This is a genomic window from Aeromicrobium sp. (genome assembly GCF_014378035.1).
Taxonomy (GTDB): domain Bacteria; phylum Actinomycetota; class Actinomycetes; order Propionibacteriales; family Nocardioidaceae; genus Aeromicrobium.
Genome location: NZ_JACMOM010000380.1, coordinates 1 through 25,788, shown reverse-complemented (window position 1 = coordinate 25,788; position 25,788 = coordinate 1). Strand labels below are relative to the sequence as shown.

23 protein-coding genes, 1 tRNA gene and 2 pseudogenes are annotated in these 25,788 nt (G+C 68.7%); 14 read left to right on the top strand and 12 right to left on the bottom strand.

What is annotated here, in order from left to right; translation table 11 throughout:
- A pseudogene (locus tag H7290_RS20245) lies at positions 1 to 194 on the bottom strand (hypothetical protein); the annotation flags it as partial.
- A gap of 237 nt (positions 195 to 431) precedes the next feature.
- On the opposite strand from H7290_RS20245, the gene H7290_RS20240 reads away from it, so the two are divergent.
- Complete coding sequence (locus tag H7290_RS20240; RefSeq protein ID WP_290515821.1) at positions 432 to 1,250, top strand: S-methyl-5'-thioadenosine phosphorylase; 819 nt, start codon at positions 432 to 434, stop codon at positions 1,248 to 1,250.
- Positions 1,247 to 2,284: an NAD(P)-dependent oxidoreductase gene (locus H7290_RS20235; RefSeq protein ID WP_290515820.1), complete on the top strand. Its 1,038-nt coding sequence runs from the start codon at positions 1,247 to 1,249 to the stop codon at positions 2,282 to 2,284. The genes H7290_RS20240 and H7290_RS20235 overlap by 4 nt, the downstream gene beginning before the upstream one ends.
- Positions 2,285 to 2,311: 27 nt before the next feature.
- Here H7290_RS20235 and H7290_RS20230 read toward each other — a convergent pair whose 3' ends face one another.
- From H7290_RS20230 to H7290_RS20220, 3 genes are read right to left on the bottom strand one after another with little or no spacing between them, the layout of a single operon-like run.
- The gene (locus H7290_RS20230; RefSeq protein ID WP_290515819.1) at positions 2,312 to 3,328 is read right to left on the bottom strand and encodes a HAMP domain-containing sensor histidine kinase; all 1,017 of its coding nucleotides are present in this window, start codon (positions 3,326 to 3,328) and stop codon (positions 2,312 to 2,314) included.
- Positions 3,325 to 4,047 carry a response regulator transcription factor gene (locus H7290_RS20225; protein ID WP_290515818.1) on the bottom strand — a complete coding sequence of 241 codons (723 nt, stop codon included), beginning with the start codon at positions 4,045 to 4,047 and terminating at the stop codon, positions 3,325 to 3,327. The genes H7290_RS20230 and H7290_RS20225 overlap by 4 nt, the downstream gene beginning before the upstream one ends.
- Before the next feature lie 2 nt (positions 4,048 to 4,049).
- Positions 4,050 to 5,432, bottom strand: a complete 1,383-nt coding sequence (locus tag H7290_RS20220; RefSeq protein WP_290515817.1) for a hypothetical protein — start codon at positions 5,430 to 5,432, stop codon at positions 4,050 to 4,052.
- Positions 5,433 to 5,551: 119 nt separating this feature from the next.
- Here H7290_RS20220 and H7290_RS20215 point away from each other — a divergent pair, with 119 nt between their 5' ends.
- From H7290_RS20215 to H7290_RS20195, 5 genes are read left to right on the top strand one after another with little or no spacing between them, the layout of a single operon-like run.
- Complete coding sequence (locus H7290_RS20215; RefSeq protein ID WP_290515822.1) at positions 5,552 to 6,208, top strand: glycosyltransferase family 2 protein; 657 nt, start codon at positions 5,552 to 5,554, stop codon at positions 6,206 to 6,208.
- Positions 6,205 to 6,933, top strand: a complete 729-nt coding sequence (locus tag H7290_RS20210) for a DUF2064 domain-containing protein (RefSeq protein WP_290515816.1) — start codon at positions 6,205 to 6,207, stop codon at positions 6,931 to 6,933. The genes H7290_RS20215 and H7290_RS20210 overlap by 4 nt, the downstream gene beginning before the upstream one ends.
- Positions 6,930 to 7,574 (top strand): class I SAM-dependent methyltransferase, encoded by a 645-nt coding sequence (locus H7290_RS20205; RefSeq protein ID WP_290515815.1) that lies wholly within the window; start codon positions 6,930 to 6,932, stop codon positions 7,572 to 7,574. The genes H7290_RS20210 and H7290_RS20205 overlap by 4 nt, the downstream gene beginning before the upstream one ends.
- Positions 7,571 to 8,764, top strand: a complete 1,194-nt coding sequence (locus H7290_RS20200; protein WP_290515814.1) for a molybdopterin-dependent oxidoreductase — start codon at positions 7,571 to 7,573, stop codon at positions 8,762 to 8,764. The genes H7290_RS20205 and H7290_RS20200 overlap by 4 nt, the downstream gene beginning before the upstream one ends.
- Positions 8,761 to 9,189 (top strand): hypothetical protein, encoded by a 429-nt coding sequence (locus H7290_RS20195; protein ID WP_290515813.1) that lies wholly within the window; start codon positions 8,761 to 8,763, stop codon positions 9,187 to 9,189. Before H7290_RS20200 ends, H7290_RS20195 begins: the two co-directional genes overlap by 4 nt.
- Positions 9,190 to 9,374: 185 nt before the next feature.
- On the opposite strand, the gene H7290_RS20190 is transcribed toward H7290_RS20195, so the two are convergent.
- From H7290_RS20190 to H7290_RS20180, 3 genes are all read right to left on the bottom strand, one after another.
- Positions 9,375 to 9,445, bottom strand: a tRNA-Gly gene (locus H7290_RS20190).
- Positions 9,446 to 9,489: 44 nt separating this feature from the next.
- Positions 9,490 to 10,902, bottom strand: coding sequence for an FAD-linked oxidase C-terminal domain-containing protein (locus H7290_RS20185; protein WP_290515812.1), 1,413 nt, complete (start codon positions 10,900 to 10,902; stop codon positions 9,490 to 9,492).
- A 79-nt stretch (positions 10,903 to 10,981) separates the two neighbouring features.
- On the bottom strand, positions 10,982 to 11,779 hold the full coding sequence (locus H7290_RS20180) for an IclR family transcriptional regulator (RefSeq protein ID WP_290515811.1): 798 nt from the start codon (positions 11,777 to 11,779) through the stop codon (positions 10,982 to 10,984).
- Positions 11,780 to 11,892: 113 nt separating this feature from the next.
- On the opposite strand from H7290_RS20180, the gene H7290_RS20175 reads away from it, so the two are divergent.
- Genes H7290_RS20175 through H7290_RS20155 form a run of 5 tightly spaced genes read left to right on the top strand, consistent with a single transcriptional unit; the run spans position 11,893 to position 16,972 of the window.
- Positions 11,893 to 14,064 (top strand): malate synthase G, encoded by a 2,172-nt coding sequence (locus tag H7290_RS20175; protein ID WP_290515810.1) that lies wholly within the window; start codon positions 11,893 to 11,895, stop codon positions 14,062 to 14,064.
- 16 nt (positions 14,065 to 14,080) lie between these two features.
- Positions 14,081 to 14,509 carry a heme-binding protein gene (locus H7290_RS20170; protein ID WP_290515809.1) on the top strand — a complete coding sequence of 143 codons (429 nt, stop codon included), beginning with the start codon at positions 14,081 to 14,083 and terminating at the stop codon, positions 14,507 to 14,509.
- A 47-nt stretch (positions 14,510 to 14,556) separates the two neighbouring features.
- Complete coding sequence (gene dcd / locus H7290_RS20165; protein ID WP_290515808.1) at positions 14,557 to 15,132, top strand: dCTP deaminase; 576 nt, start codon at positions 14,557 to 14,559, stop codon at positions 15,130 to 15,132.
- Positions 15,133 to 15,180: 48 nt separating this feature from the next.
- Positions 15,181 to 16,089 (top strand): pseudouridine-5'-phosphate glycosidase, encoded by a 909-nt coding sequence (locus H7290_RS20160; protein ID WP_290515807.1) that lies wholly within the window; start codon positions 15,181 to 15,183, stop codon positions 16,087 to 16,089.
- A gap of 4 nt (positions 16,090 to 16,093) precedes the next feature.
- Positions 16,094 to 16,972 carry a carbohydrate kinase family protein gene (locus H7290_RS20155; protein ID WP_290515806.1) on the top strand — a complete coding sequence of 293 codons (879 nt, stop codon included), beginning with the start codon at positions 16,094 to 16,096 and terminating at the stop codon, positions 16,970 to 16,972.
- Between the two features lie 26 nt (positions 16,973 to 16,998).
- On the opposite strand, the gene H7290_RS20150 is transcribed toward H7290_RS20155, so the two are convergent.
- Entirely contained in the window at positions 16,999 to 17,886 is an 888-nt protein-coding gene (locus H7290_RS20150; protein WP_290515805.1) for a carbohydrate kinase, read from the bottom strand.
- Complete coding sequence (locus tag H7290_RS20145; RefSeq protein ID WP_290515804.1) at positions 17,883 to 19,094, bottom strand: AGE family epimerase/isomerase; 1,212 nt, start codon at positions 19,092 to 19,094, stop codon at positions 17,883 to 17,885. Before H7290_RS20145 ends, H7290_RS20150 begins: the two co-directional genes overlap by 4 nt.
- Before the next feature lie 198 nt (positions 19,095 to 19,292).
- Between H7290_RS20145 and H7290_RS20140 the strand changes: the two genes are divergently transcribed.
- On the top strand, positions 19,293 to 20,225 hold the full coding sequence (locus H7290_RS20140; RefSeq protein WP_290515803.1) for an ATP-binding cassette domain-containing protein: 933 nt from the start codon (positions 19,293 to 19,295) through the stop codon (positions 20,223 to 20,225).
- Positions 20,222 to 21,049 carry an ABC transporter permease gene (locus tag H7290_RS20135; protein WP_290515802.1) on the top strand — a complete coding sequence of 276 codons (828 nt, stop codon included), beginning with the start codon at positions 20,222 to 20,224 and terminating at the stop codon, positions 21,047 to 21,049. Before H7290_RS20140 ends, H7290_RS20135 begins: the two co-directional genes overlap by 4 nt.
- Here H7290_RS20135 and H7290_RS20130 read toward each other — a convergent pair whose 3' ends face one another.
- The 3 genes and pseudogenes from H7290_RS20130 to H7290_RS20120 all read right to left on the bottom strand — a co-directional run.
- The gene (locus tag H7290_RS20130; RefSeq protein WP_290515801.1) at positions 21,050 to 22,867 is read right to left on the bottom strand and encodes an alpha/beta fold hydrolase; all 1,818 of its coding nucleotides are present in this window, start codon (positions 22,865 to 22,867) and stop codon (positions 21,050 to 21,052) included.
- Between the two features lie 227 nt (positions 22,868 to 23,094).
- Complete coding sequence (locus tag H7290_RS20125; protein WP_290515800.1) at positions 23,095 to 25,056, bottom strand: peptidoglycan recognition family protein; 1,962 nt, start codon at positions 25,054 to 25,056, stop codon at positions 23,095 to 23,097.
- A 276-nt stretch (positions 25,057 to 25,332) separates the two neighbouring features.
- Positions 25,333 to 25,788, bottom strand: a pseudogene (locus H7290_RS20120) (hypothetical protein); the annotation flags it as partial.

Below are 25,788 nucleotides of genomic sequence, written 5' to 3'. Positions count from 1 at the left end.
TCCAGCGCGATGGCCGTGGTGCCACCGGTGGACAGGTCATTCAGACGGGCGAGGGGCTTGGCAACGGTCGTCTTGGAACCCGAGGCTGACGTCGCAGCCGAATCCGACGAAGAGCTGCAGGCAGCGAGGGGGAACGCTGCGGCGGCAGCAAGCGCGATACCGGCGAAGATCTTACGGTTCTTGATGGTGCTCATGTCAATGCACTTCCTTGTGTCTGTCTTGGGGTCAACCGAGGATTGGCTGGGTACATCAGTGCTTCGACACCCCCACCACACCGGATTGGTGTGGCTGTGCGACAGGTCGCGCTCGAATGACGCTATCTACTGCAACGGCAGTGATAATGAGACCCAAATTTGTTCTTTGGTGGGGTCGGGGCGGGGCCCGAACCCCTGGGACGAGCCCCTGGAACGGGTAGGTGGCATGCTCTGGGCATGAGTGAGAGCATGCGCCCCGACGTCGCCGTGATCGGCGGTTCCGGCTTCTACACGTTCCTCGACGATCCCCGGACGGTCGAGGTTCAAACTCCGTACGGACCGCCGTCCGCCCCCATCTCGATCGGCACCGTCGCCGGCCGGCCGGTGGCCTTCCTGCCGAGGCACGGCCCGCACCACGAGTTCCCGGCACACAAGGTGCCCTATCGCGCCAACATGTGGGCGCTGCGCAGCCTCGGAGTGCGTCAGGTCATCGCGCCGTGCGCGGTGGGCGGCCTGCAGCTCGACCTCGGCCCCGGTACGTTCGTCGTCCCCGACCAGCTCGTCGACCGCACGACCGGCCGCAACCAGACCTACTTCGACTCCGGCGCCTGCCATGTGTCGTTCGCGGACCCGTACTGCCCGCGTCTGCGCGCCGACCTGCTCGACGGGCTCTCCGGTCACGATCCGGTCGACGGCGGGGTGATGGTGGTCATCGACGGTCCGCGGTTCTCGACGAGGGCCGAGTCGAGGTGGTATGCCGACCAGGGCTGGGCTGTCGTCAACATGACCGGTCACCCCGAAGCTGTTCTCGCCCGTGAGCTGGCACTTTGCTACTCGACCGTCGCGCTGGTCACCGATCACGACGCCGGCGTCGACGAGGCGAGTGCGGTGAGCGTCGACGCTGTGTTCAAGGTCTTCGCGGCGCACACCGACGCCCTCAAGTCGGTCCTCGCCACCGTCGTTTCGGGGCTGGGGACCGACCGCGCCTGCCCGTGCTCGCGCTCGGTCGACGGCATGGAACTGCCGATCAACCTTCCTGACTCGGGGCACGAGTGAGGATCCTGCTCACCGGCGCGGCCGGCTTCATCGGCACCCACATCGCTGCCCAGGCCCGCGAGCGCGGCCACGACGTGGTCGCGCTGGACGCCTTCCTGCCGCAGGCGCACGGTCCCGGACCGTACCCAGACGGTTTCGAGCGGCTCGACATCAGGCACGACTCCCTCGATGCCGTGCTGCGTGACATCGACGTCGTGTGCCACCAGGCCGCCATGGTCGGCAACGGCGTCGACGCGCAGGATCTCCCCGACTATGCCGAGCACAACGATGCGGGCACCGCGCACCTCTTGGCGGCGATGGCCAGGGCCGGCATCGCCGATCTCGTGCTCGCGTCGTCGATGGTGGTCTACGGCGACGGCCGATACACGTGCCCCCGCGACGGCGACGTCCCGCCCGCGGTACGCCACGAGGACGACCTCGAGGTGGGCCGATTCGACCCGCGTTGCCCGGTGTGCGGCGGGGACATCACGTGGCGCGAGATCGCGGAGGACACGCCGTTCCTCCCTCGCACCAGCTACGCCGCGTCGAAGGTCGCGCAGGAGCACTACGCCAGCGCATGGTGCACGCTCGAGGGCGCGCGCACCGTCGCACTCCGCTACCACAACGTCTACGGTCCCGGCATGCCTGCCGACACCCCCTACGCCGGTGTGGCGGCGATCTTCCGGTCGGCGATCGCCCGGGGCGAGGCACCCAAGGTCTTCGAGGACGGTCAGCAGATGCGCGACTTCGTGCACGTGAGCGATGTCGCCCGCGCCAACGTCGCGGCCATCGAGCGGGTGGGCAAGCACCCCACCGGGCTGACGCCCTACAACATCGCCTCGGGCCACCCGTTCACGATCGGTCAGATGGCGGCGACACTGGCTGAGGCGGCCGGCGGTGGCGCGCCCGTGCTGACAGGGGACTACCGACGGTTTGACGTACGCCACGTCGTGGCCTCCCCTCGGGCTGCGGCCGAGGGGCTCGGCTTCACGGCGAGCGTCCGCCCCGAGGAGGGGCTTTCGGCCTTGGCGACCGACCCGCTGCGCACCCGCTGACGTCGGCCGGGACGACCCGACAGGTCGTCAGGCGGCGGGCAGCCTGATCTCGAACCGGCAGCCCTGCTCGTGGTTGTGCACGGCGATCGAGCCGGACTGGGCATCGAGCAGGCCGCGGGCGATCGCCAGCCCCATGCCGGCCCCCTGCGCGTCGAGGCCCCGCTCGGACTCACGAGAGTCCGTCCCTCGGTAGCCCATGTCGAAGACGTTGGTGATGTCGTGATCGGGGATGCCTCCGCAGGCGTCCTCGACCCGGAGCCACACGCCAAGGGAGTCTGCGCCGACGGACACGGCGACGACGCCCGATTCCGGGGTGTGACGGATGGCGTTGCCCAGCAAGTTGTGAAGCACCCGCATGAGCTCGGGTGCTGCGCCGACGGCGAGGGTGCCGTGGGGGTGGCCGTCGACAACGACACTGACGCCGCGCCGGTCTGCCGCCGGTCGCATGGCTTCGACCGCGGCGCGCACGACGTCGTCGACCGCGATGGGTCCGACATCGAGCCGCAGCGTGCCCGCGTTGATCTGCGACATCTCGAACAGGTCGTCGATCATCGACGCGAGTCGTAGTGTCTCCGAGCGGATCAGCTGGGCGTACTGCTTCACGTCCTCGGGGTCGGAGACCACACCGTCCTCCAGCGCCTCGGTCATGGCCTGAACGCCTGCGATGGGGGTGCGCAGGTCGTGGCTCAGCCAGGCCAGCAGCTCGCGGCGCGAGCGCTCGGCACTGCGTTCGCGCTCGAGGGCCTCGCTCTCCCAGACGCTCTGCCGGGCGATCGAGCGGCCCAGCAGCACGGCGCTCGGCACGCTGACCGCCGTGACCGCGAACCACACGAGAGCGGTGCGTCGCAGCTCGGCGGTGAACATGAACTGGCTCGTGACGACCACGCCGGCGATGATCGCGAGCAACGGCACGAGCGTCAGCAGCACGATGGACAACGCCAGGGTGCGGGCCCGCAGCTGGTGCAGGACCACGGCGCCGACGGAGACGACGGCCATCGAGCTGAGCAGCCCGATGACGACGGAGTGGAGCGCGTCAGTGGTCATGATGCCTCGGAGCGTTCGGGGTCCCAACGGTAGCCGCGGCCGTAGACAGTGACGAGTCTGGCGGGCTCGGCCGGGCGTTCCTCGACCTTGTGGCGCAGGCGTTTGACGTGGACCGTCACGGTCGACTGGTCGCCGAAGTCCCAGCCCCAGACCTGCTGCAACAGGTCCTCGCGGCTGAACACCTGCCGTGGGCGGCGAAGGAAGAAGTGGAGCAGATCGAACTCTCGCGTCGTGAGCGGCAGTGACCTTCCGCGTTGCAGGGCCTCTCGCGACACCGGGTTGAGGGTGAGATCGCCGTCGATGAGAAGGCCGGCGACGGCTCGTGGACCGCCGGTGACGAGGCTGCGGCGCAGCACCGACCCGACCCGGAGAGTCAGTTCCTTGACGCTGAAGGGCTTGGTCACGTAGTCGTCGGCGCCGCTGCTGAGGCCGGCGATGCGGTCATCGGTCTCACCGAGTGCGGTGAGCATGATGATGGGTACCGATGAGCTGTCGTCGTCGCGGAGGCGGCGGCAGATGTCGAAGCCGTTCATGTGCGGCAGCATCACGTCGAGGACGATCAGGTCAGGGTTGAGGTCACGCGCGGCAGCGAGTCCGGCCCTGCCGTCGGCGGCGACGGTCACGTCGTAGTCATCCTGCTCCAGATAGCGCCGCAGCACGTCGCGCACGGCGAGGTCGTCCTCGATCACGAGGACGTGCGGACGGTCACCGAGCGACATGGTCACCACCTTGTCAGCAGAAGTGTCTGCACGCCGATCGCAAGCACGACCTGCGACAAGAGGAGCGGACTGCGCCACCGGGTTGGGAGCAGGAGGGGGAGGGCCACGACCCAGATCGTGAACGGCAGGAAGATGCGCTCCGTCTCGGCCTTGCTCATGCCGGAGACCGCGGCGAGGCCGATGGTCAGCACGGCGGCAGCGGCGAGCTGGGCCATGACCTTGTGGTCGCGGCGCATGGCGTTCTCCCGTTCGGCATCTCTCTCCTCAGCTCCCCCCTCTCCAACGCCATCGCCCATGTCGTCCGATCGGCTGCGCAGGGCACGAACGGCGTGGGGGAACGCGGCCCAGACGGCCAGGCCGACCGTGAACGTCCACGCCGCGATGTCGGCCCACACCCAGTAGGAGTAGGGACGTGCTGAGGCGATGCCGGCGTAATAGCGCTCGCGCAGGACCGGATAGGCCTCCCACCACGAGAACCCGCCGGCCGTGAACATGGCCACCACGACCATGGCGCCACCGATCGCCCACGGCAGCGGACGCCAGGACTTGGCGATGATGAGCACCGTGATCGCCAGGACCCCGAGCAAAGGCAGGCCGTAGGAGAGGTAGACGCACAGCCCGAGCAGCAGGCCGCTGCCGATGGCCGGGACGAGGTGCCGGGTCACCGCGGCGATGGCGAGCAGTGCCAGGCCCCACGCAGCCACCGCCGTGAACAGCGCGTCGCCGTTCACGCCCATCCACACGGCGCTCGGCGCCAGCACGAGCCACGGCATCGCCTCACGGGCCAGCGTGATGGACCCCAGGGTCCGCAGCGTGATGAGCACCGCCACGACCGCCGTGCTGGCGAGGGTCACGACGACGAGCCCGATGCTGAAGAAGCCGGTGACCCCGATGCGGTCGAGCAGCACGAAGAACAGCAGCGCGCCGGGAGGGTGGCCGGCGACGTGCACGTACCAGTTGTGGGGGGAGTCGAGCGGGATGCGCTCGATGAACGTGTGCATCATCGTGTGGATCGAGCCGACCCGCTGGGCGTCGTAGACGTATTCCTGTCGACGCGCGAAGACCGACGCCAGGCCGTCCTTGCCGTCCGTCATGGCCAGCGCCATCGTCCAGGTCCAGGTCGTCACGTAGGCGACCAGGAGCAGGGTTCGCCACGACACGGCGCGGGCCACGAGGGGCAGCGTGAGCCAGAGCAGGAGGCCCACCGCGACCGCCGGGATTGTCAGGGTCACGAACCGTGGATCCCAGTAGGCGTGCAGCGGCGGGTATTGGAGGTCAATGTCTTTGTACGTCAGCGGGGGGAGAAAGTGCGCCACCAGCACCAGCGTCAACCCGGCGGCGGCCGACAGCGCGGCGGCGCGGGAGTGGCTGGGGGGTACGGACACGCCCGTCAGCCTAGGTCTTACGGGGCGTCTGCAACGCACACAACGGCGTCATGTCACCGGTCCGACAGTGATCTTGCGTCGCGGCCAAGCCCTCGGGGCACTAGCGTCGAATCGTGAGTATGGCTGTATGCGACGTGGTGATCCCGTGCCGGGATGAGGCAGCTGCCCTCCCGGCTGTGCTTGCCGACGTGCCGGAAGGATGGCGTGTCATCGTCGTTGACAACGGCTCCACCGATGGCACGGCCGATGTTGCCCGCTCTCTCGGCGCCCACGTCGTCACCGAGAACCGTCCCGGATACGGGGCCGCGGTACACGCCGGGATGCTTGCGTCCGACGCCGACTTCGTCGCGGTGATGGACGGCGATGCCTCCATGCGGCTGGCCGACCTCGTGCCGATGTACGACCTCGTCAGCAGCGGTGGCACCACGATGGCGGTGGGCCGACGCCGCCCCGTCAGTCGTGGCGTGTGGCCGTGGCATGCCCGCGCCGGCACCAAGGTGCTCGCGTCGTGGATCCGTCGTCGCAGCGCCTTCCCCATCCACGACCTCGCCCCGATGCGCGTGTGTCGCCGCGACGACCTCCTGTACCTCGACGTGCAGGATCGCCGGTTCGGATACCCGCTCGAGCTCATGCTGCGCGCGGCCCGGGCGGGTTGGTCGGTCCGAGAGATAGACGTCGCGTACGACCGCCGTGCGGCCGGCACGAAATCGAAAGTTTCGGGCTCCGTGCGCGGCACGGCCCGTGTCATCCATGACTTCGCGAAGGTGCTCACATGAACGCCCCCACACTCCTCGTCGTGGCCAAGGCGCCCGTTCCCGGGCTCACCAAGACCCGCATCGCGAGCACCGTTGGTGACGTCGCCGCCGCTGAGGTTGCCGCAGCAGCGCTGCTGGACACGCTCATCACGGCGACTTCGGTGGGGTGGCCCGTCGTCGTGTCGATGACGGGTGACCTCGCGCAGGCTGTCCGGTCCGACGAGATCGTTGCGGCGCTGGAGCAGACCCGCGTCGTCCAGCAGCAGGGCGAGGGTCTGGGCGAGCGCCTCGCGCACGCCCACGTCGACGCGGACGCGGCACGAGGCGTGGTCCAGGTCGGCATGGACACCCCACAGATCACCGTCGCCGACTACCTCGCGGCGGGCAACATCGTCCTCAACGGATCGCGCGTCATCGGTCGCGCCGACGACGGTGGATGGTGGCTGCTTGGTCTGCCCGACCCGCACGAGGCGCACGGCCTCGTGAGCGTCGGGATGTCGCAGGACGACACCGCGGAGGAGACGGAGATCGCCCTCGGTGGCGACTTCGAGCACGTGCGCACCGTTCGCGACATGGACACGTGGGAGGACGCCGTCGACATCGCAGCCAGCCTCCCGATCTCCCACCTCGCCTTCGCTGTCCAAAGGGTCCAGAAGATGATGGCCGCCGAGTCGGAACCGGCTACCGACGCTCCGATCCCCGACGCTCCGGTCCAGGACGCCCCCACCGAGGAGGCACGGGTATGAGCATCGCCTTTGACGCAGTGAGCGCCTACGACGCGGCCTTCGCCGGGAAGCTGACGCATGTCGTCGACCACATCGGGCGCGCCCAACCGTTCGAGGTCGGCCAGTGGTCGTCCGCCCCGGACTGGGTCGACCGTGCGCTCTTCATCGACCCGTGTGACGCCGCCACGATCGACGTCGGCTGCGGGCCGGGCAGGCTCGTTGGCGAGATCGCGGCTCGCAAGGTGCCGGCGATGGGCATTGACGTCTCCACCGAGGCCGTCCGGCAGACCCGAGTCCGCGGCGCCCTCGCGCTGCGGCGCGACGTCTTCGGTCTGATCCCGGGTGAGGGGCGGTGGCAGTACGCCCTGTTGGCCGACGGCAACCTTGGCATCGGGGGAGACCCCGTGCGGCTGCTGACCAGGATGCGCGACGTGCTGACGCCGGGCGGCCACGTCATCGCCGAGGTTGCCGACGACGGTGCCGGATTCGTCCGGGAGCGTCGTCGACTTCGCGTAGAAGGTCGACTCTCGGCGCACTTCGAGTGGGCCGTGGTCGGCCTCGACGCCATCGATGCCGTCGCGGGACAGGCCGGAATGCGTGTGGTGACCACACGGACCGTCGGCGGACGCCACACCGCCACCATGGAGCGGATGGCGGCATGAGACTTCCCAGGGTCGAGGACATCGAGAGTCGGATCCCGAGACCCGAGGACTTCGAGAGCAGGGCACGCGGGACTGCGCTGACAGCGCGCGTCGGCATGGCGCTCGGCATCGCCTTCAGCATCTGCTTTCTCACCGGCATCTGGAGCCACTGGCAGTACCAGACGCCGGGGTGGTTGCCGCTTGGCCCCAACCCGACGCAGCTCTACCGGTTCACCCAGGGCACGCACATCCTCTCGGGCATCGCCGCGATCCCGCTGCTGCTGGTCAAGCTCTGGTCGGTCTTCCCGCGACTGTTCATCAGGCCCCCCACGAAGCCGGGTCGCGAGCTTGTCATCGAAATACTTGAGCGCGCATCGATCGGCGTCCTTGTGGCCGCTGCGTTCTTCCAGCTCTCCAGCGGGCTGCTCAACATCGCCCAGTGGTACCCGTGGAACTTCAGCTTCCGCTCCACGCACTATGCCGTCGCGTGGATCTCGATCGGCGCGATCCTGGTGCACATCGCCGTCAAGCTCCCGGCCATCCGGAAGGGTCTCGGTGTCCCGGTCAACGCCCCGGTCGACAAGGACGACGTCGAGAACGATGACGATGACCCCGATGCACCGACCCGTCGCATGGTCCTGCAGGGAGCATTCGTCGCCTCCGGCCTCGCCGTGCTGCTCACCGCCGGACAGACCGTGCCGTTCCTGCGCAAGGTGTCGGTGTTCGCGGTGCGCGACGGCAATGGCCCCCAGGACCTGCCGATCAACCGGACAGCCAGCGGAGCGGGTTCGGCCAAGGCCGCGATGGATCCGAACTTCGTCCTCGAGATCGTCGCGAAGGGTCAGACGATCTCGCTCAGTCGCGACCAGCTCCTGGCGATGCCGCAACGCACGCACCGCCTGCCGATCACGTGCGTCGAGGGGTGGAGTCGCAACGCCGTGTGGACCGGGCCCTCGCTGCGTGACGTCATCGCGATGGTGGGCGCGCCCGCCGACTCGGACGTCACGATCAGGTCGATGCAGACCAAGGGTGCCTTCGGCGTCTCGGTGCTGCCCGCCAACTACGTCAAGGACCATCGTGCGCTGCTGGCGCTCGAGCTCAACGGAGAGACACTGAGCCTCGACCACGGCTATCCGTGCCGCATCATCGCGCCCAACCGACCCGGGGTCTTCCAGACCAAGTGGGTCCGTCGGCTGGAGGTCAAGGCATGAGGGTCATCCGCGGTCTGCTCGTTCTTGCGGGCGTCGGGTTCGGCCTCTGGGGTCTGTGGCTGATGCGCGGCTTCACCGGTGCGCAGCTCACGTCCACGGGAGTCTGGCTCGCAGGGGGCGTCGTGCTCCACGACTTCATCGTCGCGCCGATCATCGTGCTCGTCGGGGTCGCGGCCGCGCGGCTCCTGCCCGGACACTTCCGGTCGGCGACGGCCTTGGCCTTCTTGCTCTGGGCCACGCTCACTGTCGTGTTCATCCCCGTGCTGAGCGGTCAGGGTGGCAAGCCCGACAACATGACCATCCTGGGACGGCCCTACTTCCTGAGCTGGGTCGTCCTCACGCTCGTGCTGGCCGGGTTCGCCGTGGCCGCGTCACTGCGCCGTCGGCGTCACCGGGCGGAATCCGTCACCGCTTCCGTCGACTGACAGAGGTCGTCGAGACGGTCCGACCGATCGACTCGATTCGCGTCGTCGGGTTTGGGGGCGCTTCGCGCCAGAGCCGATGACGAGATCCCTCGTGGGGAGGCGGCTGGTGGCGGCTTCGCCGCGGGGGGCCGTCTCGGAGGGGGGCCGACTCGATTCGCGTCATCGGGTGGGGCGCTTCGCGCCGGAGCCGATGACGAGAATCGAACTCGCATATCTTGCTTGGGAAGCAAGCGCTCTACCACTGAGCTACATCGGCGTGGTCGCGTGAGCGACCGACCCCCAGACTAGCGATGCGCTCGGCTACTCGCGCCGGGACGGGTCGTGCTCGAGGACGGCACCCGGGTTGAAGATGCCTGAGGGGTCGAGCGCGTTCTTGATCTTGTGGTTGAGATCGAGGACATCTGGGCCCAGATAGTCGGGCAGCCAACCCTTCTTGAGCCGGCCGACGCCGTGCTCACCAGTGATGGTCCCGCCGAGCGCGATCGCGAGATCCATGACCTCGCCGTACGCCAGCTGGGCACGGGCGGCCTCGTCGGCGTCCATCGGGTCGAACACGATGAGCGGGTGGGTGTTGCCGTCGCCGGCGTGTGCGATGACCGCAATGGTCACGTCGTGGGCCGACGAGATGGCTTCCATGCCGCGGCACAGGGCACCAAGCTGCGGCAACGGCACGCCGACGTCTTCCAGGAGCAGCGAACCCTTCCGCTCGATAGCGGGGATGGCCATCCGCCGCGCGACGACGAATGCCTCGCCAGTCTCAGGATCGTCGGTGGAGAACACCTCGGTCGCGCCGTTGGCCTCGCACATCTCGGCGATCTCGGCGATCTCGGTGGCGGCGTAGACCTCCGGCTCGTCGGACTGGATAATCAGCATGCCCTCGGCCGACCGGTCCAGCCCCATCTTCGTCAGGTCCTCGACCGCGTTGATCGACGCCTTGTCCATGAACTCGAGCATGGAGGGGCGCATGCGCCGGGTGATGTCGAGGACGGCCTGGATCGCGGAGTCGAGCGAGCCGAACGACGCCACCAGGGTCGACGGCGCACGCTGGGCCGGGATGAGGCGCAGCACGATGCGGGTGATGATGCCGAGTGTCCCCTCGCTGCCGACGAAGAGCTTGGTCAGCGAGAGGCCCGCGACGTCCTTGAGGCGAGCCCCACCCAGCTTGACGGCCTTGCCGTCGGCCAGGACGACCGTCAGGCCGAGGACATAGTCGGTCGTGACGCCGTACTTGACGCAGCACAGGCCCCCGGCGTTGGTGGCGACGTTGCCGCCGATCGAGCAGAACTCGAACGACGACGGATCGGGTGGATACCAGAGGCCGTGCTCGGCCGCGGCCGCCTTGACCTCGGCGTTGAAGGCGCCCGGCTCGACGACCGCGGTGCGAGTGACGGGGTCGATCTCGATGGCCCGCATGCGCTCCATCGAGATGACGAGGCACCCGTCGATCGCCGACGAGCCGCCCGACAACCCGGATCCGGCCCCCCGGGGCACGATCGAGAGGCCGTGCTCCACCGCGAAACGGACGGCGACCTGGACGTCCTCGGTCGTGGTGGCCCGCACGACGGCCAGCGGCGTGCCGGCGCCGGGGTCGCGGGCGCGGTCGTGGCGGTAGGCGTCCATGCGGCTCGGGTCGACGATGACGCACCCGTCGGGCAGGCCAGCCACCAGTGCTGTGACGTCGACGGACGACGGAAGGGAACTGGTCAGACTCATCGGCGATCTTCCATTGCGCAAAAACTCCACTCATCCACACGATAGATCGGTCGGCGCGCCAGTGCCTCATCAAGGCCTGTCACTGGGTGGCCCCGGCCAGCTCGTCGGCGATCCTGGCGGCGGCCGACTGCAGGAGCGGCACCGCACGCTCCACGACGTCGTCGGTCATGCGGGTCAGTGGCCCGGACACCGACACCGCCATCCACGACGCCGGCCCGGCCGGGATCGGCACCGCGACACAGCGCACGCCTGTCTCCTGCTCCTGCTCGTCGAGCGCGTATCCCTGCTGCCGGATGACGGCCAGAGCCGCGTCCAGCTGGGGCTCGGTGGTCAGCGTGTGTGGGGTGTAAGCGGGCATTCCGACCCGGTCGACGATGGTGTGGACCTGGTGCTCGTCGAGCTGTGCGAGGAGCGCCTTGCCGACACCGGTGCAGTGCATCTCGACGCGGCGGCCGACCTCGGTGAACATACGCATCGCGTGATGCGACGGGACCTGGGCGACGTACTCGGCGTGGTCGCCCGACAGAATCGCGAGGTTGGCCGTCTCGCCGAGCTGCTGAACGAGCTCGCTGAGCATGGCCTGTGCCGTCGCGCCGACCACGGCGTGGGCGGCGATGCCGAGCGGGACGAGGCGGAAGCCCAGTGCATAGCGTCGGTTGGGCAGCTGACGCATGTAGCCGCGCTCCACCAGGGTGTGCAGTAGCCGGTGGATCGTGGGCAGCGGGATCGAGGAGGCCGCGGCGATCTCGCCGACCGCCATCTGGCCACCACCGGACGCCACAATTTCAAGGAGGTCGAGCACGCGCTGCACCGACTGCACGCCGCCGCTCCCAGAACCGCTGGCCGTCACTGCGGCCCGAGTCGTGTCCTGGGTCATGGCCCTCCCCGTCGTTGTCTGGCGCACGGTTGACAATACGCGTCGATGGCTCATATCTTCCATTATCAAGAGAGAAATTTCCACCATGCGAAAAAAAGTTCGGGAGATGTTCGATGGATCATCGCGTGCAGGTTGGCGGGCTGAGCGTTGACGCGGCGCTCCACCACTTCGTCGAGTCCGAGGCGCTGCCCGGGTCGGGCGTCGATCCGGCGGCGTTCTGGTCGGGTGTGGACGCAGTCATCCACGACCTCGCGCCGCGCAACCGTGAGCTGCTCGCCCGCCGCGACGAGCTCCAGTCGCAGATCGATGACTTCCACCGAACCGCACCGGGCATCCCGGACCCGGCCGCGTACACCTCGTTCCTGGAAGGCATCGGTTACCTCCTGGCGGAGCCCGACGACTTCGAGATCACGACCACGGGCGTCGATGTCGAAATTTCCGACCAGGCCGGCCCGCAGCTCGTCGTGCCCCTGCTCAATGCCCGCTTCGCGATCAACGCCGCAAACGCACGATGGGGCTCCCTCTACGACGCGCTCTACGGCAGCGACGTCATCGCGGAGGACGGCGACCTCGCGCGGGGTGACTCGTACAACACCGTGCGTGGAGCCGAGGTCATCGCCCGCGGACGCGCACTGCTTGACGCGCACGTGCCGCTGGCGGGCGGCTCGCACGCCGACGTGAGCTCGTATGCGGTAGACGGCGACGGGCTTGCCGTGACGGTGGGAGACGAGGTGCTGCGCCTCGCGGACCCGGACCAGCTCGTCGGTCACCGCGGTGCAGCCGAGTCACCCGAGGCTGTCGTGCTCGTCCACCACGGGCTGCACCTGGAGATCCTGATCGACCCGAGCGACTCCGTCGGGTCGACGGACGCTGCCGGCGTCAAGGACATCGTCCTGGAGTCTGCGGTGTCGACGATCATGGACCTGGAGGATTCTGTGGCCGCCGTCGACGCCGCCGACAAGATCGTCGGCTACCGCAACTGGCTCCGGCTGATGCAGGGGACGCTCGTGGAGGACGTCACCAAGGCCGGCCGTACCTTCACCCGATCGATGAACCCCGACCGGACGTGCACCTCGCCGTCCGGCGAGACCGTGCGGCTGCACGGGCGGTCGCTGCTGTTCATCCGTCAGGTCGGGCATCTCATGACGACCGACGCCGTGCTCGATCGCGACGGCAACGAGGTGCCCGAAGGCATCCTCGATGCGCTGGTGACGACGCTCGGCAGCGTGCACGACCTGCGCGGCGACACGTCGCTCGCCAACTCACGCACGGGTTCGATGTACGTCGTGAAGCCCAAGATGCACGGGCCCGACGAGGTCGCGTTCACGGCCGACCTCTTCGCCCGTGTCGAGGACGTGCTGGGCCTGCCGCCCCTCACCCTCAAGGTGGGCATCATGGACGAGGAGCGTCGCACGACGCTCAACCTCAAGGCGTGCATCCGCGCCGCGAGCGACAGGGTGGCCTTCATCAACACCGGTTTCCTCGACCGCACGGGCGACGAGATCCACACGTCGATGCAGGCGGGACCCGTGGTCCGCAAGAACGACATGCGCGGCGAGGTGTGGATCACGGCCTACGAGGCGTCGAACGTCGACATCGGTCTGGCCTGCGGATTGCAGGGTCGTGCCCAGATCGGCAAGGGCATGTGGGCCGCTCCCGACAACCTCGCGGAGATGCTGGAGAAGAAGATCGAGCACCCCCGCGCCGGCGCAACGTGCGCGTGGGTGCCGTCGCCGACCGCCGCGACGCTTCACGCGATCCACTATCACCAGGTCGACGTTCACGAGCGCCAGCGCGAGCTCACCGGCGGCAGTCGCGCCACGAGGGCCGAGCTCCTGACGATTCCGCTGGGCGATCCGGCTGAGTGGTCGGCAGAAGATCTGCAGTCCGAGATCGACAACAACATCCAGAGTGCCCTGGGCTACGTGGTCCGTTGGATCGACGCCGGCGTCGGCTGCTCCAAGGTCCCCGACATCCACGGCGTCGCCCTGATGGAGGACCGCGCAACCTGCCGCATCTCCTCGCAGCACGTCGCCAACTGGCTCCTGCACGGTGTCGTCACGATCGACCAGGTCGAGGAGACCCTGCGGCGTATGGCGGCGGTCGTGGACGAGCAGAATGCGGGCGATCCGACGTACGTACCGATGGCGCCGGCGTTCGATGGCGAGGCATTCCTTGCGGCTCGCGATCTCGTGCTCGACGGTGTGAGCCAGCCCAGTGGGTACACCGAGCCGATACTGCACCGCCATCGCCTCAGCCAGAAGACCCTGACCGGAAGACCCTGACCCAAAGGACCACGACATGACGCTCAGCCTGGACACTGCCCGCGCGATCATCTCCTCGGCACTCGCGCACGCGGCGCAGACCGACTGCAAGCCGATGACGGTCGTCGTGCTCGATGCCGGTGGACACGTCGTCGCTGTCGAGCGCCAGGACGGTTCGTCGAACAAGCGTTTCGAGATCGCGTTCGGCAAAGCCCACGGCGCCGTGTCGCTGGGCATGGGCTCGCGGGCGCTGATGGCCCGGGCGGAGCAGCAGCCCTACTTCATCGCTGCGGCCACGTCGGCGATCGGCGGGTCGCTCGTCCCCGTTCCCGGCGGGGTGCTTGTCCACGACGACGCGGGGCGGCTGCTCGGCGTGGTGGGGGTCTCGGGTGACACGTCGGACAAGGACGAGGCGATCGCCATCGTCGGCATCGAGGCGGCGGCGCTCACAGCGGTGACGGGCTGACGCTGGCAGAGCGCACGTCGTCCATGGGCATGCGTTAGTTTCGACTCGTGCTTCTCTCCGACCGCGACATCCTTGCCGAGATCGATGCCGGCCGCGTCGGCCTCGACCCCTTCGACCGCGAGATGATCCAGCCGTCAAGCATCGACGTGCGTCTCGACAAGTTCTTCCGGGTCTTCGACAACCACAAGTACCCGCACATCGATCCGGCGGTCGACCAGTCTGACCTCACGAGAGAGGTCGAGGTGGCGGGCGACGAGACCTTCATCCTGCATCCCGGCGAGTTCGTCCTGGGGTCGACGTATGAGCGGGTGAGCCTGCCCGACGACATCGCCGCCCGGCTCGAGGGCAAGTCGTCGCTCGGCCGGCTCGGGCTGCTGACCCATTCCACGGCGGGCTTCATCGACCCCGGCTTCTCCGGCCACGTCACCCTCGAGCTGGCCAACGTCGCCACGCTGCCCATCAAGCTCTACCCGGGCATGAAGATCGGCCAGGTCTGCTACTTCCGGCTGAGCTCGCCCACCGACAACCCCTACGGCTCGGCGAAGTACGGCTCGCGCTACCAGGGGCAGCGCGGCCCCACGGCGTCCCGGAGCCACGCCAACTTCCACCGCACCGACATCTGACCCCCCATTGCGCACCGGGCTGCGCCACTCGATCCCTATCCTGAGTCGGTGGCCCTCCCCCTGAGCATCTCGCCCGCCGTCGCCTCCGCGCTCGACGAGGGCAGGCCGGTCGTGGCACTGGAGTCGACGATCATCTCGCACGGGCTGCCGCGGCCCGACAACCTCGATGCCGCGCGCCGTTTCGAGTCGATCCTCACCGAGATGGGGGTCGTCCCGGCGACGATCGCCGTGCTCGACGGGCAGCTCAAGGCTGGCCTCACCGACGACGAGCTGATCCGCGTGGCCGGCGAGGACATGCCCAAGCTGAGCGTCCGCGATCTGCCGATCGTGCTCGCCCGGGGCAGCAGCGGCGCGACCACGGTGGCGGCGACCTCGTACATCGCCAACCGTGCCGGCATCCGGGTCTTCGCGACGGGCGGGCTCGGCGGGGTGCACCGCGGCGCGTCCGAGACGTTCGACGAGTCGGCCGACCTCAAGGTGCTCTCCGAGGTGCCCATCACGGTGGTGTCCGCCGGGGTGAAGTCGATCCTCGACATCGCGGCGACGCTCGAGCGCCTCGAGTCGCTCGGTGTGATCGTGCTGGGGTACGGCACCGACATGTTTCCGAGCTTCTGGCTCACCGACTCGGGTCACCGGCTCGACTGGTCGGTGCCCGACGCCGCGGCGGTCGCCGACGTCATGGCCTCGCGTGACGAGCTGGGGCAGCTGGCCGCGATTCTTGTTGCCAACCCGCTCCCGGTCACCGAGCAGCTCGACCCTGAGGTGCACGACAGGGCGCTGGCCGATGCTCTGCGCATGGCTGACGAGAGGGGCCTGACCGGCAAGGAGGTCACGCCGTTCCTGCTGCTCACGATCGTGGGACTGACCGGCGGCAGGAGCCTCGCAGTCAACCTGCGGATCGCGGAGAACAACATCCGCGTCGCTGGAGAGATCGCCCTCTCCTGGGCCGCTCGGTGACGGGATGGTGATCCTGGTCGTCGGCGACGTGGTCGACGACATCGGCGTGCGCCCGCTGGGTGCGGTCAACCCGGCGAGCGACACCATCTCGGAGATTCGGATGACGCCCGGTGGTTCTGCTGCCAACGTCGCGGCATGGCTCGGGCACCTCGGCGCGCAGGTGCGATTCGTGGGCCGGTGCGGGGCCGACGCCGTCGACCGTCACACCGCAGCACTGGTGCAGCACGGCGTCGACGCGCGCATCTCCGGAGACCCGTTGCTGCCGACCGCGACCATCGTCCTGACGCTTGATGCCGTCGCCGACCGCACGATGTACGTCGACCGCGCCGCCAACACGAGTCTCACGGAGGCCGACGTCCCGGGCGACGTGTGGGACGACGTGACATGGCTGCACGTCACGGGCTACTCCTTCTTCGACGACGGGGTGCGTCCATTGGTGCTCGATCTCGTTGCCGAGGCTCACCGGAGGAATGTCTTCACGAGCATCGACCCGAGCTCGCTGGGCTTTCTCGAAGCCGTGGGCCGTGACGCGTTCCGCTCGTGGATCGACGGCATCGACGTGATCTTTCCCAACCTCGACGAGGGTGCCTACCTCGCCGGCGCCGAGCGTCCCGACGACATCGCCGACGAGCTGTCACTCGAGGTCGTGCACGTCGTGCTCACCTGCGGCGCCGATGGCGTGTTCTATCGCGGACCCACCGGACACATGGCCGCCCCCGCCGCTGTTGTTGACGTCGTCGACACCACCGGCGCGGGCGACGCGTTCTGCGCGGGGTTCCTCAACGGCCTGGCTCGGACCCACACCGTGGAGGCGTCTCTCACCGGCGGGCTCGTCGCCGCCGCGCGGTGCGTCGCGCTCCGCGGAGCCCGCCCCGTCGCCTGACCTCCGCCACCGCCACCGCCACCGGGTCAGTGGAGGTCGGCGCTGCGGGGCGGGTCGGCGCCGGGACGGGAGCAGGTGATGGCGGCGGCCATCGCAGCGTAGGCGGCGAGGTCGGTGAGCTCGGTCAGGTCGAGCTCGGCGGCGGAGGGCCAGGAATAGACCGCGCACCACGCCAGCATCGCGGCCATGAACGAGTCGCCGGCGCCGATCGTGTCGACGACCTCGATGGCCGGGGCCTTGATGGACGCCGCCGCCCCGGTGGCGCTGAGCACGGCCCCCTCACCACCGACCGTGACCGCCACGAGGCCCCGCTCGGAGGACAGCCGCCGGGCGAGATCGTGCGGCTTCTCACCGGGGAACAGCACGGCGGCATCCTCATCGCTCAGCTTCACGATGCTGGCGTAGGGGACGATCGTCTCGAAGACCCGCCGCCACACCGCCGCATCGGGCTCGACTGCGAGCCTCACGTTGGGGTCGTACGACACCGGGATGCCGAGCGCGTCGGCACTCACCACGAGGTCGGCCACGAGGCGTGCGCCCGGCTCGAGCGACGTGCCGAGCGAGCCGACGTGCACTGCCTCGAACTGGCCGGGGTCGGGCAGCTGTTCCGGGTTCCACGTCAGGTCGAAGACGTACGACGCGCTGCCGTCGGCGGCCAGGGTCGCGCTCGCGCTGGACGTGTGATCAGGTACCGGCTCGAGGCTCGAGAGCATGACGCCCGACTCGTCGAGACGCTCCCGCAACAGGGCGCCATAGGCATCGGGTGCCAGCTGAGTGGCGAGCTGGGTCGGGACGTCGAGGCGGGCCAGCCCGACGGCGACGTTGAACGGGGAGCCACCCGCGTGCGGTTCGGGGTCGACGCCGTCCCGCTGGACGACATCGACAAGGGCCTCGCCGATCACCAAGACCGTCATCGGTCGAGATCGCCGATCGTGAGGGCCGCCGTCGGCGCGAGGGGGAGGCTGGGAAACGCCAGGGCGTTGAACGCGTGGTAGGCATCGGGCTGGCCGTGCCACGTGCGTGACGACCACTCCATCGTCGGCGACAGCTCGTGGTGCCACGACCCCGATGCTGGGTCGACGAAGTACTCATCGATCTCGGCCCACCAGCGTGTGGCCAGGCCGGCGTACTTCGCTGAGCCGGTGTACACGTGCAGGGCTTCCGCCGCGAGCACTGCCTCGGCCATGACCCAGTGGAATCGTTCGCTGACGACGGGCTCACCGTGCCAGTCGGTCGTGTAGGGGAGGCCCGGCGCTTCGTCGCTGACGGCATCGTCGACGGCACGCGCGAAGAGATCCTCGGCGGCTTCCTTGAGCCACGGTCGTGGGTCGTCGAGGCTTGATGCGAGATGGATCAGCAGCCTGGCCCACTCGAAGGCATGCCCCGGGGTCACCCCGAAGGGTCTGAATGGATCGGCCGGCAGCGCCTCGTTGTAGTCCGGCACCGGAGTCCAGTCGTGGTCGTAGTGCTCAGGTATGCGCCAGTGGTGGGCGCGGGCGTGGATCCCGATGATGCGCTCACAGATCGACAGGGCCCGGTCGCGCCAGACGTCGTTGCCCGTGACATCTGCGGCGAACAGGTAGGCCTCGACGGTGTGCATGTTGCTGTTCGCACCCCGGTAGGGGTCCACGAGCGACCAGTCAGCGGCGATCTCCTCGACACACCGCCCGGAGTCGTTGTCCCAGAACCTCTCACCATGGACGCGGCTCGCCTCAGCGAGCAGCGCCTCGGCACCCCTGGCGCCGGCCTTGCACGCGACGGAAGCGGCAAGCAGCACGTGGGCGTGGCCGTAGCACCGCTTGGTCGTGTCGACAGGGTGGCCGTCGAGGCCGATCGCGTCGTACCAGCCGCCGTGCTCGTCGTCGTGGAAGATTGTCGACAAGGCGCTGACCCCGTGGTCGACGAGCGGCAGCATGTCGGCCTCGCCCGCCAGGTGCGCCAATGCGAACACATAGGTCATCCGCGCATTGATCCACAGCTCGAGGTTCCGGTAGGCCTCTGGCTCGCCGGCGTCGTCGAGCCACGCGAAACCACCCTCCGGGCGGCGCGATCGACGGGCGAACGCGAGCAACCTGCCGCGCGAGGTGGCGCGCCACGTGACGCTGCCGGGTCCGTCGTCCATGAGGCCTCCAGTCGGTGAGTCCCCACGCTATCCCTGACCGGCCTGCCAGCCGAGGGAGCCTGTTGACGCGGCGTGCGTCAGGGTGCGGTCAGGGGTCGTGGAGGGTCGTTCCCCGATGCGACGGTGCGTGCGACGCAGGCACGGTAGGAACATGTTCCCCTCACGCAGCACCTCGATAGACACCGGGCGGCGATCGGCATGATTCGCGCCCAGGGACTCACCAAGACCTACGGCGACAAGTCCGCTGTCAACGGCATCGACTTCACCGTCGAGCCGGGCCGGGTCACCGGCTTCCTCGGACCCAACGGCGCCGGCAAGTCGACCACGATGCGGATGATCCTCGGCCTCGACGCCCCCACGAGCGGCACGGTGTCCGTCAACGGTCACCGCTACGCTGCCTCACCGGCTCCTCTCCGCGAGATCGGCGCGCTCCTGGAGGCGCACGCTCTCCATCCGGGGCGCTCCGCTCGTGACCATCTCCGCTGGATGGCTGCCAGCAACGGCATCCCGACCACCCGGGTCGGCGAGGTGCTGGAGCAGGTCGGCCTCGACACCGTCGCCGGCCAGCGGGCAGGTCGCTTCTCGCTGGGCATGGGTCAACGCCTCGGCATCGCGTCGGCGCTGCTGGGCGACCCGCCGGTCATCGTCCTCGACGAGCCGGTCAACGGGCTCGATCCCGAGGGCATCCGATGGGTCCGCACGCTTGCACGCGAGCTCGCGAACGAGGGCCGCACGGTCTTCATCTCCAGCCACCTGATGTCGGAGATGGCGCTCATGGCCGACCACCTCATCGTGATCGGCCGGGGCTCGATCCTGGCCGACTGCTCGATGACCCGATTCATGACCGAGCACGCGGCGTCGTTCGTCCGCGTCAAGGCACCGGAATCGACCGGCGTCGAGGCCCTGCTCGTCGGTCGAGGGCTCGACGTCACCCGCGTCGACGACGAGTTGCGGGTGCAGGGCCTCGAGGCGCCGGCCATCGGCGAGCTGATCGGTTCGCACGGACTCCTCCTCCACGAGCTCACCCTCGTGCGCTCCTCGCTCGAGGATGCGTTCATGGCGCTGACGGCCGACAGCGTCGAGTACCACGCGAAGACCGTTGACGAGCACACGGCAGGTTCACGCTCATGAGCGCCGACACCAAGCCCGAGACGCCCACCCCGTCCGAGCTTCGCAACAACGCCATCCCGCGGGCCGGCTTCAGCCACGCTCTGAGGGCCGAGTGGATCAAGCTCTGGACCGTCAGGTCGACCTGGTGGACCATGGTCGGCCTCGTCGTCCTCGGCGCCGGCCTGACGACCCTGATCTGCTGGGGCAACGCCGAATGGCTCGCCAGTGACGGAGCCGACGAGTCGGCGGGCTCGTTCATCACCTGGGGCATGATGATCGCCCAGGTGTGCGCCGTGATCCTGGGGGTGCTGGCCGTGACGTCAGAGTACGGCACCGGCATGATCCGCACCTCGTTCGCCGCTGTCCCGGAGCGCGGGCGCGTCTTCGCTGCGAAGGCGGTCGTGGTCACCGGCACGCTCTTCGTGATCGGGACGATGACGGCCCTGCTGGGCTACGTCGGCGGCAACGTCTTCCTTGACCGTGAGGGCATCGGCCTCTCGCTCGACGGTGACGTGGCTCGCGCGATGTACGGCAGCGGCCTTTTCCTCGCCGGGCTCGGACTGCTCTCGATGGCGGTCGGGTTCCTGGTCCGTCACACCGCAGCGGCCATCTCGCTCGTGCTCGCGCTGGTGTTCGTGGTGGGCACCATGGTGATGCTGATCCCCGGCGACCTGGGAGAGTGGATCACCAAGCTGATGCCCGGCAACGCCGGCGGTTCGCTGGCGACGCCGGCGTCGTTCAACCCCCTGCTGCTGGACGCATGGACAGGGTTCGGCGTGTTCGGTCTCGAGGTGGCCGCACTCGTCCTTGCCGCCTGGTTCCTGCTCCGCCGCCGAGACGCCTGACTACGGGACGACCGGCAGCGTGAGCACCTGGCCCGCTCCGCTCGCGATCGTGACCGGGTTCGGTGTCAGCCCGCCGCGGTAGTTGGTCGAACCTCCGGCCACGATGAGCCTGATCGTGTGGCCTGCGGCGAACCGATGGGCGATGCCCGGCAGCGTGACGCGGAACGGCTTGGTCGCGTCCGGGACGCGCACCGGGGCGACGAGATTGCGGACGATGGTGGCCTTGCCGGCCGCGTCGACGTCCGCGATCTTCACGAACAGCACGAGCTTGCCGGGGTCGAGCGACTGGGAGAGCGTGGCGGCGGGAGCGTCGACCTTGAGGTCGAGGGTCGGCGAGCCGGTGACCTCCAGCGGTGCGGTCAGCGCGGGGGTCGACCACGAGGCGAAGGTGCCGGGAAGGTCGGTCTCGGGCAGCGGCAACGAGCTGCCGACGACGTCGAGAACATCGGTCGAGGTCGGCACACCGGCGATCGGCGTGACGAACGACTGAGACGACGGGGCGATGCCGCTCGCGGACGAGCTGAGCTGGCTGCTGCCCGACAGGTAGAGCTTCCGGGCCGTGCCGACGGGGTAGGTCGGCGACGTGGCGTAGGCCGGTGTGGCGATGCCGGAGTAGGTGATCCAGTCGCGGAAGTAGGCGAACGTCGGGCCCGTGCTGGCCGAGGTGTCCTTGAGATAGTGCTCGAACCAGTCGGCGATGCGCTTCGTCTCGTACTGGGTCGAGGGATTCGGGTCGGCGAGGTCGATCTCACCGGGCGCGGGCTTGCTGTCCGAATGTCCCCACTTCTGCCAGATCATCTTGACTGGGGTGCCCTGATTCTTGAGGGCTTGGTAGGTGGCGACGCCCTCGTTGAGGTTGAAGAGCGTGTCGTTCTGACCCTGGATCAGGAGGGTCGGGATCGTGATCCTGTTGACGTAGCTCGAGACCGAGGCATGACGCAGCGACGCCGTGGTCGACGCGTCGAGGGTGCCGGTGGCAGCCGCGTTGACGAGCGCGGGGCACACGAACGTGGCGAAGTTCGGGCAGCCGAGGAGGCGACCCGGATCGGACGGGCCGTTCTCGATGCCGTTGGCGACGCCAAGACCCGAGAAGCCCAGGGCCCACAACAGCTTGGCTGCGCCCGGGGTCGAGGTCTGGACGCCGGTGGTCTGTGACGTGTTGTTGGGCGAGAGCGAGTACGACAGGTCGCTCCACGTGATGATCGGGACGATGGTGTCGATGCGCGGGTCGACCGAGGCCGCGGCAAACTGCACCTGCCCGCCGTACGACCCACCGACCATGCCGACACGGGGGTCGTTGGCCGACGCCCTGCCAGCGTGGTCGCGGGTGTCCCGCCTGACGACGCCGAGGGTCGGTGCGGCGTCCGTGTGTGCGGCGTCGGTGAAGGCGATGCCAGCCTTGCCGCCGAGATAGCTGATCAGCTGGCTCGCAGCCACTCCGTCGTAGTCAGGATCGTCGAGCGTGATCTTGCAGCCCGAGCCACCGAATCCGAGACCCGAGTAGGACAACACTGCGTAGCCGCGCGCGGCGAAGGCCTTGCCGATGCCCGCCTGGTCATCCTTCGACCCGCCGAAGCCGTTGGTCGTGAGGATGGCCGGGACCTTCGTGGCGGCGGTGGTGCCTGCCGAGGCGGGGAGGTAGAGGTCGCCGACGATGTCGCACGTCTGCGTGGAACCGGCCGGGCCGATGTCGACCTTGAAGTGCAGCGGCGTGACTGTGTAGGTGGCCGCAGCCCCGGCCGTCTGGGGCCCGGCGACGAGCGCGGCGAACGCGAGCGCGGCGGCGCCCAGTGCGAGGACAGAACGGCTCGTACGCATGAAGCTCCTTGGTCAGGGAGGGAGACCTGGGGGGTCCGGCAAGCACAACGACGAAGGTGTGTCGGGGGTCACGTACAAGTCAGCCGCTCGCGCGATCGACTGCAACCCCGGAGGCTTCTCCACCTCGCCTACCGCCCCGGTGTTCCCCTCGTCTCCCAGACCTCCCCACACCTCGACGACGTGACGGGTCGTCGATCAGTGATTCGTCGTGGGTGAACAGAAATCCTTCAGATCGTGGGGCGTGCGGGGTGGACGTCGACGTCGGACGCTCGCACGTAGACCACGCGGTGAGCCAGCGCCACCTGGTAGTAGACGTCGACGCCTCTGACGTCAGTGCGGTCGCCGGGGGTCGTGCCGTCGTACGTCTTGGCGTTGAAGTAGTCGGTCACGACAGTGCGGTCGGTCAGGGCGTACGACTGCCCGGGCTTCAGGGTGTACTCGACCGGCGACACCGCCTGGTAGGGGATGGTCGTCGGGTAGGCCGACTGCTCGGGGTAGGCGCGTCCGTAGGCAGGTGCGCTGGTCGTCCCGGTCTTGACGGTCACGGTGGCACCGGGTGTCCTGACGAGCACACGTCGTGACGAGGGATTGTGCAGCCACACCAGCTCGCCGGCCCACGACACCTGGACCCAGTCTCCCTGCACCGCCTTGACCACGAGCCGGTTGCCGGCCTGCGCACGCCCCGCCACGTCGCTGACGACTGTCGAACCGGCTGCGCCCGAAGGATGCACCGCGACGTCCTTCGCGAGCGGAGCCGCCTCGCTCGGTGCCTGGTGCAGCGGTACGAAGTTGGTCGGTGCGTCGGCCTGGCACGGCCCTGACCCGGGGGACTGCTCCTCGCACTGCGTCAACGTCTGCGGGTTGCCCGCCTGACCGGGCCGCACCGTCACGACGTCACCAGGCGACACCGCGTTGGCTGCCTGACCGCCGCCGATCGGTGCACCGAGCAGGTCGAAGTAGTGCTCCCAGTCCCAGTAGGGCCCCGGGTCCCAGTGCATGCGTGCGGTGTTGCCGGCGACGGTGCCGGGCACCTGGTCGTGGCCGATGACGTGCTGCGGGTCGAGCGCGATGCTGTATCTCTTCGCGAGGTGCTTCACGAGCTCCGCCGAGCTCTGGTACATCGCCTCGGTATACCAGCCGCCGTTGCCGCCCTTGCCCTCGTGCTCGATGCCGATCGAGTGCATGTTGACGTACCAGTTGCCGGCATGCCAGCCGACGTCCTTGGCGTCGAGGTGCTGCGCAACGTGGCCGTCGGCGGATCGGATGGTGTAGTTCCACGCGAGGTAGGTGGGGTCCTGGACGAGTGCCACCGACCCGTTGTACGAGCCCTCGGTGTCGTGGATGACGATGTACTTCAGCTGGGGTCCGGCCTTGCCGGTGCGATCGGCGAGGTCGTGGTTGCCGTAGTTGCCCGTCGTGTCGGGATCGGTCGGATCGAGCTTCTCGTAGGGCGCTGGCAGCCACTCGCAACCGAGGGTCGGCGGGCAGTCGGTTCGCTTCGACGACGCAGGCGCAGCCGGGATGGTGGCCTGCGGCTGGGGGGTGAGGGTGACGCTGTGGCCCTGCGCGGTGACGCGGCTCTCGCCGCTCCTCAGGTGCGTGTAGACCTGCCGCACGAAACCCTTGCTGCCCGATCCGTAGCGCGCCACGGCAGCCTGCCACGTGTTGACGTCCGCACGCGTGGAGGTGGACTCGGCCGCGGCATCGTTCGCTACCGACCTCTGACTCCGGTACGACGCGAGCACCGCGGCCCCCGCGCAGATGTTGGCGTCGGCTTCACCCTTGATTGTTGCGAGGTCGAGACCCGTGAGCGTCGCGCCCTGTCGCGCTGTTCTGGCAGATGCCGCGTCGAGCCTGGCGCCATCACCCTTGCCGGAGTCGTTGTCGGGCGGCAGGTCGGTGAGGTTCATGGGACCGTATCCGCCGTCGGCGCTGGGTCGCGCCCCATGATCGTCCCAACGCGACTCGAGGTAGGAGACGGCTTTGAGAACCTCCGCGGGCACGTCCGAGGCATCTGCCGCTCGCGAGAACGCATCCTGCAGGGGAACGGTGCTCCGGGTCCATGAGCAATCGACCTCGGGCGGCGTCGACGCAGGGTTGGATGCCGTGGCCATCGCGGTGGGAACGAGCGCGGCGACGAGCCCCGTTCCGGCGATGATGGCACCAACGCGTGACATGGCGATCGACATGGTCGTACTCCCCCGAGTAGGTCGTGCCCCCAGAAGGTGTCACACCACGTGATGTTTCCGCTACCCCTCATCCCTGACATGTGGCGGGGGGATCAGGAGCGCGGAGATTGTTGCGTTACTTTCCCGGCTGCGCCTCGTTGATCCTTTCGAACCGGGCACACTCCCTCCCGCCTGGTTGCGACGCTGCTTCTCGGAGCAGCAAAAGTCCGATCCGTGGCTCCCTCCCGGTCGGACTTTTCGCATGTCTGGGGCACGTGTCACAGGGCGCCCCTCGGGTCAGGGCAGGGTCTCGTCGTCCTTGGCCTTCTGCATGCCGCCCTCTTCGACCCATTCCTCGACGGCATCGCCGTCTGTGGACTGGCCGTGAGTGTCGGAGTCATGTGCTGACGCGGTGGCTGCCTCGCTCAGCGCCTCACCGCTCGGGTTGGCCTCGGTCAGCGGAGCCGCCTCCGGCGAGACCAGGTCGGCGGTGGACTCGGCCTCCTGGACGGCGACGATCTCACCGGGGGCCGCATCGGGCTCTGTGTGCCCGGCCTCCGGCTCGGTCGAAGCCTCCTCGGCCTCCTCCGCCCGTGCGTCCTTCTCGACCGGCTCGGTCTCGTCCGGGACGTGAGTCACTTCTTCGGCGGGCATCTCGTCGGCACCGGCGTCGGTGGCGCCCGTGTCAGCACTGACGGGGCCGACGTTGGACCACGCTGCGGCTTCCTTGTCGGAGGCGGGGACGTCGGAGGC